General features: G+C 56.7%; 12 protein-coding genes. 10 read left to right on the forward strand and 2 right to left on the reverse strand.

All coding sequences use genetic code 11. The annotated features are described in order from the left end of the window. Positions 1-16: 16 nt before the first annotated feature. Positions 17-589, reverse strand: a complete 573-nt coding sequence (locus FAZ95_RS01115) for a recombinase family protein (protein WP_137330742.1) — start codon at positions 587-589, stop codon at positions 17-19. 272 nt (positions 590-861) lie between these two features. On the opposite strand from FAZ95_RS01115, the gene FAZ95_RS01120 reads away from it, so the two are divergent. The 6 genes from FAZ95_RS01120 (at position 862) to FAZ95_RS01145 (ending at position 7762) form a co-directional block, all read left to right on the forward strand. Then, a complete protein-coding gene (locus tag FAZ95_RS01120; RefSeq protein WP_137330743.1) occupies positions 862-2094 on the forward strand; it encodes an EAL domain-containing protein in 1233 nt (410 codons plus the stop codon). A gap of 221 nt (positions 2095-2315) precedes the next feature. Then, entirely contained in the window at positions 2316-3416 is a 1101-nt protein-coding gene (locus FAZ95_RS01125) for a coiled-coil domain-containing protein (RefSeq protein WP_137330744.1), read from the forward strand. Between the two features lie 50 nt (positions 3417-3466). Beyond that, entirely contained in the window at positions 3467-4552 is a 1086-nt protein-coding gene (locus FAZ95_RS01130) for a hypothetical protein (RefSeq protein ID WP_137330745.1), read from the forward strand. Then, positions 4536-5837 carry a nucleotide sugar dehydrogenase gene (locus FAZ95_RS01135; protein ID WP_137330746.1) on the forward strand — a complete coding sequence of 434 codons (1302 nt, stop codon included), beginning with the start codon at positions 4536-4538 and terminating at the stop codon, positions 5835-5837. Before FAZ95_RS01130 ends, FAZ95_RS01135 begins: the two co-directional genes overlap by 17 nt. A 207-nt stretch (positions 5838-6044) precedes the next feature. Beyond that, positions 6045-6548, forward strand: coding sequence for a glycoside hydrolase family 16 protein (locus tag FAZ95_RS01140; RefSeq protein ID WP_137330747.1), 504 nt, complete (start codon positions 6045-6047; stop codon positions 6546-6548). Continuing rightward, positions 6545-7762 (forward strand): glycosyltransferase family 2 protein, encoded by a 1218-nt coding sequence (locus FAZ95_RS01145; protein ID WP_137330748.1) that lies wholly within the window; start codon positions 6545-6547, stop codon positions 7760-7762. The genes FAZ95_RS01140 and FAZ95_RS01145 overlap by 4 nt, the downstream gene beginning before the upstream one ends. 474 nt (positions 7763-8236) lie before the next feature. Here FAZ95_RS01145 and FAZ95_RS01155 read toward each other — a convergent pair whose 3' ends face one another. Further along, positions 8237-8569 (reverse strand): cyclic-phosphate processing receiver domain-containing protein, encoded by a 333-nt coding sequence (locus tag FAZ95_RS01155; RefSeq protein WP_137330750.1) that lies wholly within the window; start codon positions 8567-8569, stop codon positions 8237-8239. Between the two features lie 308 nt (positions 8570-8877). Here FAZ95_RS01155 and FAZ95_RS01160 point away from each other — a divergent pair, with 308 nt between their 5' ends. The 4 genes from FAZ95_RS01160 (at position 8878) to FAZ95_RS01175 (ending at position 14048) form a co-directional block, all read left to right on the forward strand. Continuing rightward, on the forward strand, positions 8878-9558 hold the full coding sequence (locus FAZ95_RS01160; protein ID WP_137330751.1) for a hypothetical protein: 681 nt from the start codon (positions 8878-8880) through the stop codon (positions 9556-9558). A gap of 154 nt (positions 9559-9712) precedes the next feature. Further along, positions 9713-10093 (forward strand): hypothetical protein, encoded by a 381-nt coding sequence (locus FAZ95_RS01165; RefSeq protein ID WP_137330752.1) that lies wholly within the window; start codon positions 9713-9715, stop codon positions 10091-10093. Further along, complete coding sequence (locus FAZ95_RS01170; RefSeq protein ID WP_137330753.1) at positions 10090-12582, forward strand: Hsp70 family protein; 2493 nt, start codon at positions 10090-10092, stop codon at positions 12580-12582. The genes FAZ95_RS01165 and FAZ95_RS01170 overlap by 4 nt, the downstream gene beginning before the upstream one ends. A gap of 140 nt (positions 12583-12722) precedes the next feature. Further along, the gene (locus tag FAZ95_RS01175) at positions 12723-14048 is read left to right on the forward strand and encodes an ATP-binding protein (RefSeq protein ID WP_254699778.1); all 1326 of its coding nucleotides are present in this window, start codon (positions 12723-12725) and stop codon (positions 14046-14048) included. The last annotated feature ends 36 nt before the right edge of the window (positions 14049-14084 follow it).

The raw sequence follows: 14084 nt of genomic DNA on the forward strand, positions 1-14084 counted from the left end.
AATTCAAATACGATCTTCAATTTTCACCGTTGCCCAAATCGCTCGAGTCCCGCAGAATTCGTTGAACCGTTCGCGGATGGACATGGAATTTCGCCGCAACATCATCGATCGGTAAGCTACTTAAGAGGTGGAGCGCCTCTTGCCGCTGTGTTGATGTCAGTGATGGGCGCCGGCCGATGTGTTGGCCTCTTTCGCGAGCCGCCTTCATTCCACATCGGGTTCGTTCGCTGATTAAGGTCCGTTCAAACTGAGCCAAAGCGGCCATCATGTGGAAGATGAACATACCGCTACCTGAGCTGGTGCTAATTGCTTCGGTGAGAGACTGAAACTGGATGCCTCGAGCATCCAAGGTTTCGATTAGCTCGACGAGCTTCATCAACGATCTCCCCAATCTATCAAGACGCCATACGACAAGCGTATCGCCGCTATCCAGTCGCATCAGAGTTTCATCCAAACCCGGTCGTCGGAACGTCGCGCCGGAGACACCGTGATCGTGAAAGAGAAGGTCGCAGCCAGCGTTTGTCAGCGCTGAAACCTGCAAGTCGAGGTTCTGTTCTTCCGTCGAAACTCGAGCGTAACCGATCTTCATGGTATCGCCTTCTCAAAATCACGCTGCTCATTTGCCGCCTGCATGAGCGAATGAACAACACAAATGCAGTCTCACAAGAAGCACTGCCGGCAATTATTGACACAAAGGTTCCCTTTTGTCCGATCGGTTTTTGGCGATAGCCAGTGCTCCCGATCCATGATTTCCCTCTGGTTTTTTTAAAGATTCAGCCTATGCTTGAGCATGACACAAAGGAACCCTTTTGCACCGGCTCGTTGCCTCGTAACATCGAGGGGTGATGCGGGATCGGTAGCATGAGAACCACAAAGCCACAGTTGTCCGATTTCGGGCTGCTCTACTTTCGAAGGGACTCGGTCGCCGAGTCGGGACAGCACGGTGACTTGGGAACGTCGCTATGCATTGTTGCGACCATCGTCAACTTTCCGCAGATTGAACAGGCATACGGACACACTTTTGCGAGTGCGATGTGCCACCTTGTACACGAACGTGCGCGCGCGCTATCGGAGCACTGTTCGGCTACAGTGGCCGTAAGCCGTGAACGGATGCTGTTTGTCTTTGACAAATCCGGCAGTCTCGGCCAGGAACGCGGTGGATACGAAAGGCGGGGGGCAAAAGACCTGAACTGCGTTCTGACTAGTTTGAGCAGCAGCCCGATCACCTCCGGCGATACCGTTGCGTTTCCCGTCATCGAGGCCAGCGTCGCCACTCTCGATGACAAGCCGTTCAATATCGTCGACGCAGGATCGAGTCGCATGATATATGGCCAGCCAGGAACCGAATGGCGAGCCCAATACATTGCAGATACGAAAACGGCCTTGCGCATCTTCCAAGCCATGGCCGATGGGCGCATCGACTTCGACTATGAGCACGTGCGCGATGCCTCAGGCGCTCAATTGACGGCGTACCGTGAAGCATTGCTTTGCGAAATATCAGATAGGACGAGCGAGCACAGACGGATCGGTGTCGATGTGCACTCTTTAGAACGCATTGGACTTGTGCGTAGGCTCGACCAATGGGTAGTCGAGTCGATTGTCGCGAAGCTTCGTGCTGCGCCCGATGACAAACTTGGCTGCAACATTTCAGCACAGAGCGCGACGCTGGACGCGTGGTGGGCGCTGACCATTGGTGCATTGGCGGACGAACCGGACGTGGCGTCGAGGTTGACGCTGGAAATAACAGAAACGTCGCCCCTAGATGATTTCGAGAGGGCACGCGAGTTTGTTCGAACGCTTCGAGAACTCGGTTGCAGCGTCGCGCTCGACGACTTGGGAAGTGGCTATAGCAGCATGCGAAACCTAACGGAGCTCGGCGTCAACATCGCGAAGGTAGGAAGGTCGTTTGTAGCTGCCGGCCGTGCGGATTCGTTGGACGCCAAACGCTTGTCACAACTCGTTGGATTTGCCAAAGCCTTTGCCCCGTCCGTCGTCATCGAGGGAGTTGAGACGGAGATTGACGCACGACTGGCGTTGGCAAGCGGTGCCACGCATCTTCAAGGGTACTTCTACGCCCGCAACGGGACATCTTAAGCGCGCCGCAACAAGCTAGAAGATAAAAGAAGCAGTCCAAGCGCTTCATCCCTCATCACAAACGGTACGTCAACCTGCGATCGCTGTGCCGCCTGCGCACTGAAACCAGACGTACCAACCGGCTAAAAAAATCCGCGTGCCCCGCAATCACAAGGGACACGGATTGTCCCGAACACTGAGCAGAATGAAAGTCATGCAAGCAAATACCGGAGCGAGTGTCGATGCAAATGTATAGCGGGACGGCGAATGGAGGAACCCGGAAACTGAACTTCAAGCAATTTCAAAGCTACATCGTTCTAACCTATCGGCTTACGATGAGTGCGATTTTGCTGATCATTGTGATCGGCGTGCTGTCTTACCTGTTCCTGATGGGGTTCTATGCGGTCAATCGAAACTGGTCAGCGCCTATCGTGCTGTCGCCGACACAGGAAAAGGTGCTGGCTTACCAGCCCCAGGTATCGGCGCTTGAGGCGAATCTGCTCAAGAATCGCGTCGATCTTGCTGTCGCTGCCGAAAAGAAGCGAATCGTTAGCGAACAGATCGTCGAACTGCGCTCGCTGATCAGTCGGTTCGACTCGGCGGCGCGTAGTGAGTCGGGTGAATTTGCGAGAAACGAAGCGGAGATAAGCGGTGTGTTGAAGGAAAAGCGTATCGACACTGGCGAAGAGGAAGAGACACTTGACGGCCTCAACCCGCTTCTAGCGACGATTGACGCAGAATTGAAGGCGGGCTTGATCACGAAGGATGAAGCGATCTCGCGGCGTCTGAATGTCCAGTCCGCACGCAATGCGATTACGGATTCCCGTGTTAGCGAGATTTCGCTTCGGGAGCAAGCACGAGCTGCGGCGAACGCCGGCAAAACGCTCAATGGAAGCGAGAACTCGTCACTGGCAGCGCTGCAGTCGCTAGGCAACGAGGCGCAACTGAGAGCCACGCTTGCACAGGCTGAGCTTGACGCCGAGGCGGCGCGGCAATCGGTGGACCAATTGAGCGCGACGGTGGCCGACTCAGAGCGCGTGTTGACGGTCGCAAAGCTTTCACCGTATTACCAGGCGTTGACGGATAGCGTTCCGGTGGTTTTTGTTCAATACGACAACCTCGCGTATGCAAAGCCGGGTGCTCCGGTCTTCGATTGTTACCTGCAAGTTATCGTATGTCGCCGGGTAGGAACGATCGACCGCGTATACGACGCAGAGGAGTACGCGCGGCAACCGTTGTTCAAGACGGACATCAAGGGCAAGTTTGTCGGTGTCACCTTTAACGTGAAGGCCGCTGCGGAATCACCCATCGTGTTCATCGGACATAAGCCGCTGCTGTTCTAGGACGAGCCCGCTTCTGCGTGCGTTCTCTCTTCCACGTTACCTTCAAGTAAATGTCAATTAAACGCAACACGTTTCTGATCGCAACACTGTTGTTCACTACGAGTTCGGGTGCAATTGCACAAACCAGCTTGGACAGCGAAAGGCAAACGTACTGTCAATATGTAGAGGACCAGGCCGATGCCGAGCGGACTCTGGACAGCGGTGTGACCGGATTCGGTAATTTTGGCGAGTCGGATACGAATCCCGGATTGAAGCAGGTAGTCGTTGGTCTGTCCAAGAGTCTGTCGAAGCATCTTCAGGGCGATTCGGCCACACGGTCGGCCGCACTGCAATGTCAGTTATACGGTCTCACGCTCGAGGTTGATCGCAACGTGAAATACGCCATGGCAGCGTTGGACAAGCGAGTTGCGGCTGAGCAGGTGACGGACCTTAAACATGTACTCGATGTCGTCAACGAGGAAATCGGTCGCGCGGAAAGTCGGCGGCGTTCGGGCAACGCCACCTTGGCGGATGTGCTGCAGCTGAGTCAGCAGCGCGACGAGATTTACACACAGTACATGTCTGCTCGAAACGCGGCCGAGGCACAGACGGTCCCTGACGTTCCTCAAATCGATCTGCGACAGGCGCTGCAACAGATCGACGACGTGACAATGTCTCTCGAGGATGAGCTCAATCACAAAGAGAAGTTGCAAGCGTGGGATGTCTCGCTGGTCGGCGGGGTACAAAAGCCGGTGTTCGGCGAGCCGGATAGCACACCGACGCGGTTTCAACCGTTTGTCTCGATCGTGTTCACCTACAACTTCAACGCGGCTTCGTATGGGCGGAAGCTGGACAGCGCGACTCACTCGCTGCTGAACATGCGCAGCCAGTCGAACGACGATCTTTCCGAGCAGGTCGACATGCTGCGAAAGGATGTCGCTGCCCGGCTCCAGGTACAGCGCGAGAGTCTGCAACGGCTGCTCGAGGAGCAAGACATGCTGAGCGCGGAATCCGACCGTGTGCGCGACCTGGACACGTCTGAGGCTCTCCGAACCAAATCGCAGATTCGGATCGGCCTCACGATAGCCACGATGAAGATCGATCTTTCACGTTTACAAATTGCCCTTTTGACCGATAGCTATGCGCAATTTCAATAGGATAGTCGTGGTGGGGCTCGGGTATGTGGGGTGCCCGCTCGCTTTCGAACTATCGCGGCATTTCGAGGTGACCGGCTTCGATATCGACACCGGCAGGATTCTCGAACTGTCCGACGGATTTGATCGAACAGGAGAGCTCCTTGAGCGCGAACTCAAAGCGGCGGCGTGGCGCCTGTCGAGCGACCCGGAAGCGGCAATTCGCGAGGCAGATGTCATCATCGTGACAGTGCCGACGCCAGTTACCGATGCGAATGTTCCCGACCTCGAGCCGGTGATGGGTGCAACAAGAACGATTGCCAAGCACATGACAGCGGGCACGACGATAATTTTCGAAAGCACGGTTTACCCAGGCGTGACCGAAGATATCTGCGTACCGTTACTCGAACAGCGGGGGGAATATACCGGGGCGGCTCGTCTGCAACATGGCGTCGACTTTTGGGTTGCGTATTCTCCGGAGCGCATCAATCCCGGCGACCGGGTTCATACGCTCACGACCACAACCAAGATTGTGTCCGGAGACAGCGTAGAGACGCTCGAGCTTGTTGACCAAATGTACTCGAAGATCACCAATACCTATCGGGCACGCAGCATCAAGGTTGCTGAGGCGGCAAAGGTCATCGAGAACACTCAGCGAGACGTCAACATAGCGCTGATGAATGAACTCTCGCAGATTTTCTCGCGGCTAAATATCGACACGCATGATGCGATTGACGCCGCGGCGTCAAAATGGAACTTCCATCGCTACGTCCCAGGGTTCGTGGGCGGCCATTGTATCTCGGTGGACCCCTACTACCTGACGTATCGGTCCGCGCAGGTGGGATACATCCCGTCACTGATCCTCGCGGCGCGGGAAGTCAACGACAGGATGCCCGCCTTGCTTGCCGAGAAGACGCTGAAGGCGATGCGCCATAGTGGATTGCCTCACGACTCCAGAATCACGGTCCTCGGGATTACCTTCAAGGAGAACGTGCCCGACATCCGCAATTCGAAGGCGGCGGCCCTGGTCAGGGAACTCATGAGTTGGGGCATTGACGTGCAGGTCATCGACCCGCTTGCGGATCCCGACGAAGTCTGCCGCGAGTACGGAATCACGCTTACGCCTGCCGAGCGGCGACAGAAGGCTAGCGCGGTGGTGCTGGCCGTTGCCCACGACGAATTCGTTCGATGCGGGTGGAGGATGATCGAGGAGCACATCAATCCGCGGTACGCCGCGGTCGTGACAGACGTCAAAGGTGTGCTTGAACGTGGCTGCGAACCCCCTAATGTGAATCTCGTGCGTGTGTAGCCGTGCATTGAAGATGGTGAGCAGATGAGGAAAACGTGGTGCGCCGCATTGGCGCTATCGTGCCTATTGACCTTTTCCGCAGCGTCGGCTCGCGATTTGGTCTGGGCGGGAACGGCGTGGCACCTTCGAAGCGGCGGGGGGCAGCCGTGTGCGTCCGGCGTGTGGAATGAGCGTGGGGCGTGGGTTGATGACCGAGGATGGCTCCACGTGAAGATCACGCAATTGCAGGACGGGAGATTTGCGTGCGTGGAGCTGGAGTCGCTCAGGCAATTCGGGTTCGGCCGATACGCGTTCGAGGTTCGCGGTCCGATCGGTGCGATCGATCCGAACGTCGTCCTGGGTGTTTTTCTCTACCCGCCCAAGGATGTCGGCCCCGATGGTACCAACGAAATCGACGTCGAATTGGCGCGATGGGGCATTTCGGATGGGCCACAAGTCAATTACACCGCCTGGTATCGCAGTCACAAGGGCAATCGCCACAGTACGATGCGAGTGCCGAGCGGATTAGATGACGCCAGCTTTGAGCTTAACTGGCAGCCGGAAGAGGTCGATTGGGATTCTTCCTTGCAAGCAGACGGCAAAGTAGGCTTTCGTAAAGATCTCGCCGAGAAGCCACAGACGCTGGTGATCAATCTCTGGTTGTACAAACGTCCACGCCCCGTGAGCCAGGGGAAGTTGGAATTCTTGATCAAGTTCAGGGGACCGTTGTGATCGACACGTTCGTGCAACTCATCTTCGCTCTGCCGTTAATTGTCATGGTAATGAACTTTGGCGTGACGTTGTTGTTGCGCATCGGTGCAAAGTCCACGTTCATGGAAAAGAACTATGCGCTTCAGCCGCAGGTGAGCGTGCTGCTACCTTGCTTCAACGAGGGGGAGCACGTGTTTCGCACGATTGAAAGCATTCTTGCGAGCGACTATCCGATGGAGAAAGTGGAGGTCATCGCCGTTGACGACTGCTCTGCGGATGACACATTCGTATGGATCGAACGTGCGGCGCAACGCTGGAACAACGTGCGCGCGTTCAAGAACCCGGTGAATTCCGGCAAGCATCAGACGCTGTCGCGTGCGCTTTCGCATTCTTCGGGCGAAATTCTTATCTGCATTGATTCCGATTGCATCTTTGATAAACGGGCGATCGCGGAGCTTACCGCGTGCTTTAATGACGACTCGATTGGAGCCGTGGGTGGCCGCGTAGGTATCAGCAACGCGCGGGAAAACGTGCTCACCCAGTGTCAGACGGTGGTTTACTACTACAGCTTCCAGATCATGAAGATGTTGCAGAACTGGACAAGAAACGTTATCTGCATCTCAGGGTGTCTCTTCGCTATCCGGCGAGAGCACTTTGAAGCGATCGAAGAGCAGGTAAAACATAGAAACTGGTTCGGCGTCGGCGTGCGCGATGGTGAGGATCGTTACATGACGCATTTGTTGTTGCTGAAGGGGTTAAAAACGTACATCAATATCAGCGCGCAATGCTGGACGGCAGCGCCCAATAACTTCAAACAGCTTTTCATGCAACAACTTCGCTGGCGGCGCAGCGGTCTGCGAGATTTGTTCTGGACGCTTCGGCAGTTTGGACGGAATTTGAAGATCTTGCATCCATTGTCGATGGTCAACCTACTTGTACCTGGTGCGCTGCAGGTGCTCTGGCCGGCCATGTGCATATACGGCCTCGCGACTGGCTGGCTTGCCGAGCATTTCTTCCGCGACATGCAGTTCTATTTTGGGCTGTGGGTTGTCGTTGGCTTGCTTTTCAATTTTTATGTGCGTAGGCGCAATCCTGAGCAGAAGGTGAGCCCCTTGCTTATAGGCGCGCTAGGAATGTGGTTTATCGCGGATTCTTTTTTGATTACGCTTGTCGCGCTTTGTACGTTCGACGTGGGTGAGTGGGGCACTCGCGGCACGTCGGTGAGAAAGGTGTGAAATGATCGTCTGATCGGCGTTCCGTAAAGGGACTCGGACTCACGATGACGATCAAGTTCTCGCCGTTCCATCGAGAAGAGCCAGCAGGCGCTGCAATCGCTGCCGTTGCGAATTGGTAAGCCCAGGTGTCACGGTCACTTGCATGATCCGTGTGCGCCAGTAATTTGCGCTGAATACCACGAGGGCTTCGTACGTAGAAAGCGCTTGTTCCAGGTGCGCGATTGCGTCGTCTACGTTTTGAAGCGTGTACGGGCTGTGGGTGGATTCGGCTTTCCCGCTAGGGGTTTTCATTTGTTTGGCTGGCCAGGAGGTTCGGTGCGTAGTGCGTCGTTCCCCTATGGCGCGTGGCGGACGCCAGTTATTGTTTATTCGCGCTGAGACAAACGATGTCTCAATGCCGAAACATTCGATCCGGGCTATAAGCGGAACGCTGTGTAGAGCGATGTCAGGGCGGTGTTGGCGCTTTGAAGAGCGTCAAGTTCTCCCTTGTCGTGCACGGTGCTGCAGGTAGGCGCGCAAGAGGCCTACGATATTGTCTCTGCCAACGGGATTGGCACTATGCACGGTGAATGCGAAGTCGTCAGGTATGAAGTGGCCACCCGCGTTTAGATCCATTTCGATCAGCTGTTTGACCACCGCCATTGCGGTATCGTCATCGCCGAGGTCGTGATCGAACGATATCTCGGAAGGGCATCCGCGCGTCGCCAGCAGGGCAATCGCCTGCTTGGAAGTGCGGGCGACAACCCAGGATGGCGATGCGGGCTCGCGTAGGTCGTCAATAAAAAGCCTATATCGATCCTTTGTCATTCCTGCCCCGCTGCATGTGTTCTTGAACCTGCTGATCCGTGCGGGAGGAGAGGGCTCCCCGGCGCGCAAGTGTCTTAAACTTGAATTGTCCAACCGTGTCAGGACAGTGCGCGTCCCGAGGGTAGCCTGCTCACAATCCGCAAGTCGCGTTCCCGTTGAGACAAAAATTTTCCAAAATGCGGTTTAGACTAGATACATTTCCAGCTTGACTTAGAATTCATGCGTTTGCGTCGCACGGTTGGCGATAGGATGAGGTGTGCTGGAGTCTCTCGCAGCAAACTACAAACTAATACGAACGGGGTATTCGAATGATCGAACGCCAAGCCAAGGACCTTCACTTCTCGCGGTCACGCGAGCCGATTCCCACCGTCGAGGTGGATATGAACAGCATTCCGGACGACCTCTTTGGATACAGTGAGACGGTGGTGACGTCGCTTCGAGCGCTCGCCGCCGCGTCCCCGGAGCTGCGGGCGACGATCTATGTTTATCAGGGCCAGAGCATCAATTTTCACACCCCTTCCTGGTCGGCCTTTATCGGTGTTGATGGACCGGTTTCTTTTCTCAAGTTGATCCATCACGAGTTCGAAGGCATCCCTGGGGTAAAGGTTAGGATGAGCGACTACATTCACCCGTCGCAGGGGTTGTGTGAGTTCCACATCGAAGATGGAAAGGTGTGGCGGCCCGTCGATGCAGTGACCTGGCATGCCGAGGATGCCGCGGTAAAAAATGTCGTCGAGGACGAGTGGGGAAACGAGCCAGAGGCGGAGCAGGCGGAGTCGGATGACGAGGGCCCGGAGGGTGTCGGGGCTCGAGCCAGGACTCCAGGTCGGCTCAGGGCAGCGCGCGGAGATGCGAGCGTGGGCAGAATCCGCCGAAAGATCGAGGAGGTCTTCGGCCTCCCGGAAGGATCGGTTGCACTTTGCGGCCCCGATGGCCAAGCGCTCAGAGCAGACGCGCGGATTGCAACCCTGAGAAAGCGTTGGGGCTGAGCTGCCGGCACGGTGAAGGGCGATGACCGGATAAGCGCGAACCGGACGTTCTGATATAGTCACAATCGACCAAATGAGGGGCCCTAGAAACTTATGCGCCAAATGGCGAGGCCGCCCCCATGCATTTTAAATATCACAACCGGCCGGGGAAAGCATGGACGAGATACGCCGTGACGTGGGCGAAAACGCCGAGAGGAAGGCGTTAATCGACATTTCGGTAGAAGGGTGGCGTTTTACCAAGGTATTTGGCCGATTGCTTGATAAGCTCGACTCGGGTGAGGCAACACGATATGCCAATCAAGCCCGCTATTTTCATAAAAAGATCGACGATGGGCTGAGCGCTTTCGGTCTTCGTCTTGTCACTCTTGAGGGCCAGCCCTACGATCCTGGCATGGCCGTCTCAGCCTTGAACATTGCTGACTTCGGCCCCGACGACTTCTTGGTTGTCGACCAGACGGTTGAGCCCATCGTCATGGGCCCCGAGGGTTTGGTGCGCAGCGGCACGGTGATGCTTGCGAAGGCAGAACGCCAATGAAGAACTACATCGGAATCGACCTGGGAACGACGAACAGTGCAATCTGCGCGTATGACGGTGAAAGTCTGCGGTTGTTCAAGAGCCCTGAGCAGAACAACGTCACGCCGTCGGCCATATTCATCGACAAGCGCAACAACAAATATTTCGGCAAACGTGCATACGACAACGCCGCTCGCAATCCAGAAAACGCTGCGACCATATTCAAGCGCTTAATGGGCACCAGCACGCCAGTCCGCCTGCCAGGGCTTGATTTGACGATGACCCCGGAAGAGTGCTCCGCCGAAATCCTGCGCGTGCTATTCGGATACCTGCCCGAGGAAATCCGCAATGCTCCGGATACCGGGACAGTGATTACTGTTCCTGCGGCCTTCAATCAGATGCAGAAGGACGCAACGATGGCTGCTGCTGAAAAGGCTGGGCTGGGAAGCGTCGCCCTCATGCAGGAGCCCGTCGCCGCCGTCATGAGCGTCATGCGCCACCGCAAAAGCGACGGAATGTTCCTGGTCTACGATTTAGGTGGCGGAACCCTTGACATCGCCATCGCTGAGAGCATCAGCGGGCGAGTCAGTCTCTTATCACACGGCGGCATTGCGATGTGTGGCGGACGGGATTTCGACCGCCTGTTGCTCGACAATGTTGTTAAACCTTGGCTTCTCGCGAACTTCGACTTGCCGGAAAATTTCTCCACCGACAAACACTACGCGACCCTGCGCCACCTGGCCATTTGGGCGGCCGAGAAAGCGAAGATCGAGCTTTCGTCTAGCGATGAGGCGGTGATCGCGCTCGACGACAGCGAACTGCGAGTGCGCGATGAGTCCGGAACGGATATCTACCTTGACATCGCCATAACCCGGGAGCGCTTCGACGAGTTGATCTCCGAGAAAGTCGGGGAATCTATCGCCGCGGCACGCGAGGCAATGGTCAAGGCCGGACTGAGTCCCCATGACATTGGACGCGTAGTATTCGTAGGAGGGCCGACCCAATACAAGCCGCTTCGCGACAAGGTGGCCTTCGAGCTGGGTATCGCGGCATCCACTGATGTCGACCCGATGACAGCCGTGGCCGAAGGCGCTGCTGTATTCGCAGAATCGATCGACTGGGCAAGCCAAAACCGAGGCCGAAAAAGTGGACGCGGGTCGCTGGCTGCCGGCGGTGCGCTCGATTTGTCCTTCAACTTTCAGGCACGCACGCCCGACTTAAAGGCCAAGTTGATTGCCAAGGTAGGTGGCAAGGCGGCGGACGGCACCGCCTTCCAAATTGACAGTCTGGATACTGGGTGGACCTCGGGTCGAGTCGTCCTCAGAGATGGCGCGACAATTGAAGTCCCGCTCGCTAAACCCGGCGAGAATCTGTTCAAAGTGTTCGTGTTCGATGCCGCAGGCGGGTCGGTGAAGTTGCCTGAGGACAAACTCGCGATTTCGAGGACTGCAGCGCAGATTGATGCGATTCCCGCCTCCCATTCCATAGGAGTGGAAGCCCGAGAGAAAATCGGCGGTCGGGTCGTCTTGGACTACCTGGTTCGTGAGGGCGACCAGCTCCCTAAAAGCGGCAGCAAGACCTTCAAGGCCGAGGAGTCCCTGCGCGCCGACGCAGCTGGATCGATCAAGTTCAAGCTATGGGAGGGGGCGATCGAGGATCCAGTTTCGGACAATGAGTTTATTGGCATGTTCGAGATCAAGGGAACGGACTTCTCCGATGGTGTGATCGCCAAGGGCGCTGATTTACTGTGCGAATACGAGGTGCTTGACTCCGGCAACATCGTTCTCGAGGTTACCGTCCCCTCCATCGGCGGCTCCTTTCACAGCGGCCGCAACTTCTATTCGCGCCAGGAAGGGCAGATCGACTATAGCAAGGCGGCCAAGCGCATCGAGGACGAATCTGAGCGCGTCGGTCGCCGGCTCCAGGAAATCTCACTTCAGGTCCACGACTCGCGCCTCGATCAGGCAAGCAACCGGCTAGAACGGGCATCTAGCTTAGGCGGCGAGAGCGATCCCGAGTCTGCCAAGCAAGCAATGGACGACGTCCGGGAGGCAAAAAAACTTCTGGCGCAAGCGCGCAAGGAGCACCTTGCGGTCATCCGTCGGATGGAGCTGGACAAAGCTGTCGAATTCTTCGACTCGGTCATTCGGAAATTCGCACGGCCCGCGGAGGGCGGAGCGTTTGACAACCTCGCTAAAACAGCTCAGCGCGCGATCGACAACAACAGCGGCGATTTCGAGTCGCTCCTTGATGAGATGCGTGGAAGAAACTTCTCAATCCTCTGGCGTCAGGACTGGTTTGTCATCGACCGACTCAAATGGTTTTCAGAGCGCGCATTCGAGTTTTCCGATGCCGCACAGCATGACCAGCTGTGCCGTCTCGGACGTGAAGCTCGGGAGTCAAATGACATCGACAGGTTGCGACAGATCGTCGGTCAGCTCGACTTGATCCGGGTTGTCACCTCGAACGAGGATGATCTGCTCGCGGGATCGAACATTCTGGTGGGGTAATTGTGGCACTCGAGAGCTGGTTGCCAATCGGATACATACTACCGGACGGCGCGAGTTGCGGGCGCCCGCTCCACGCAGCCGCAAACTGGCAAATCGTCGAGACTCGCGGCGGCGGAAATGCATTGATCTCTCGGGAGGACTTGTTCACCAAGTGGTTGTCCTCCGGACTGATTGAGCTCGGTGACTTCTACCGGTTCACGTTCGGGGCCGAGACCTATCACGAGGTTTCCTCCGGCCCGAGCCAACTGCTTGCGCCACTGTCCGATTGCCGCTCACCCAACAATAAGAATGAGGCCCTCACGTTCGCTACTGCCCTGCGCGAGACTCGCGCGATCGACCCGGACAGCGCTCTTCACGACTCCATCTACGTCGAAAGATTCAGCCGCCTGCTACCCACCTATCGGACCATCTCACGCGTAGAGGACGACGTCGTGCTCGGCTCTTTGCTGACCGGCGGCGCGCAGGTTTCCGCCAAGTCGTTCCGGCGCCTGCACCAGATGCTCACGTGGATCGGAGCCGGGAACCTTCGCGAAGTCATCGCAGCGGCGCGAATCGACATTGCCGATGACGACTCGCCTACCGATGCGGTCAGAGTCGCTAATCTTCCGGATTCCCGGAAACACGAGACTAAGCCAGAGGAGAACGCTGCTGCTGGCTCCATTGTGAAGCGCGAGGCTGGCATGAGCTTGGGTAAACCGTTCGAATTAATCGGACGCCCGCAGCTCGAGTCCTTCTTCAATGAGCACGTCGTCGATATCGTTCGTTACAAGGACCGCTACCGCGCGCTGGGCATCGATTTTCCCTCGGCGACTGTGCTGCACGGCCCGCCAGGGTGCGGAAAGACCTTTGCGGTCGAGCAACTGGTTGAGTATCTAGGATGGCCGAGTTTCCAAATTGATGCATCCTCCGTTGCGAGCCCCTACATCCACGAAACCAGCCGAAAGGTTTCCGAGATGTTTGACAAAGCAATGCAAAACGCGCCGTCAGTGTTGGTGATTGACGAAATGGAGGCGTTTCTGGCCGACCGGGAAATTGGCGGAGGCGGGGGCCACCACCGGGTCGAGGAGGTCGCCGAATTCTTGCGGCGCATCCCCGAGGCTATCAAAAACGAGGTTCTGATCATTGCGATGACTAACCGGGTGGAGATGATTGATCCCGCGATCATGCGCCGCGGTCGGTTTGACAATGTCATCGAGGTCGCCTATCCGGACGAGGTTGAGGTGGCGGCATTGCTCGTAAAGTTGCTGGCAACCCTACCGAAGGACCAGACCGTCGATCCACTGCTTTTGGCCAAGGCGCTCGCGGGTCGTCCACTTTCAGACGCCGCGTTTGTGGTTCGCGAAGGTGCGCGGCTATCTGCGCGCGCTGGGAGCGACATGCTTGGCCAAGACTTCCTCCTCGCCGCACTCGAAGCCGCGCCGTCACGCACCGGGGAGGACTCCGAGCGGCGCATCGGATTCGTCTGAATCGGCGCCGAACTCCACTATCGGCAACTACGAGAC

It is taken from the genome of Trinickia violacea, assembly GCF_005280735.1.
Taxonomy (GTDB): domain Bacteria; phylum Pseudomonadota; class Gammaproteobacteria; order Burkholderiales; family Burkholderiaceae; genus Trinickia_A; species Trinickia_A violacea.

Bases quoted from the DNA above. Each gene is read 5' to 3' on its own strand.
- FAZ95_RS01115 (WP_137330742.1), bottom strand. From the start codon at position 589: ATGAAGATCGGTTACGCTCGAGTTTCGACGGAAGAACAGAACCTCGAC.
- FAZ95_RS01120 (WP_137330743.1), top strand. From the start codon at position 862: ATGAGAACCACAAAGCCACAGTTGTCCGATTTCGGGCTGCTCTACTTT.
- FAZ95_RS01125 (WP_137330744.1), top strand. From the start codon at position 2,316: ATGCAAATGTATAGCGGGACGGCGAATGGAGGAACCCGGAAACTGAAC.
- FAZ95_RS01130 (WP_137330745.1), top strand. From the start codon at position 3,467: ATGTCAATTAAACGCAACACGTTTCTGATCGCAACACTGTTGTTCACT.
- FAZ95_RS01135 (WP_137330746.1), top strand. From the start codon at position 4,536: ATGCGCAATTTCAATAGGATAGTCGTGGTGGGGCTCGGGTATGTGGGG.
- FAZ95_RS01155 (WP_137330750.1), bottom strand. From the start codon at position 8,569: ATGACAAAGGATCGATATAGGCTTTTTATTGACGACCTACGCGAGCCC.
- FAZ95_RS01160 (WP_137330751.1), top strand. From the start codon at position 8,878: ATGATCGAACGCCAAGCCAAGGACCTTCACTTCTCGCGGTCACGCGAG.
- FAZ95_RS01165 (WP_137330752.1), top strand. From the start codon at position 9,713: ATGGACGAGATACGCCGTGACGTGGGCGAAAACGCCGAGAGGAAGGCG.
- FAZ95_RS01170 (WP_137330753.1), top strand. From the start codon at position 10,090: ATGAAGAACTACATCGGAATCGACCTGGGAACGACGAACAGTGCAATC.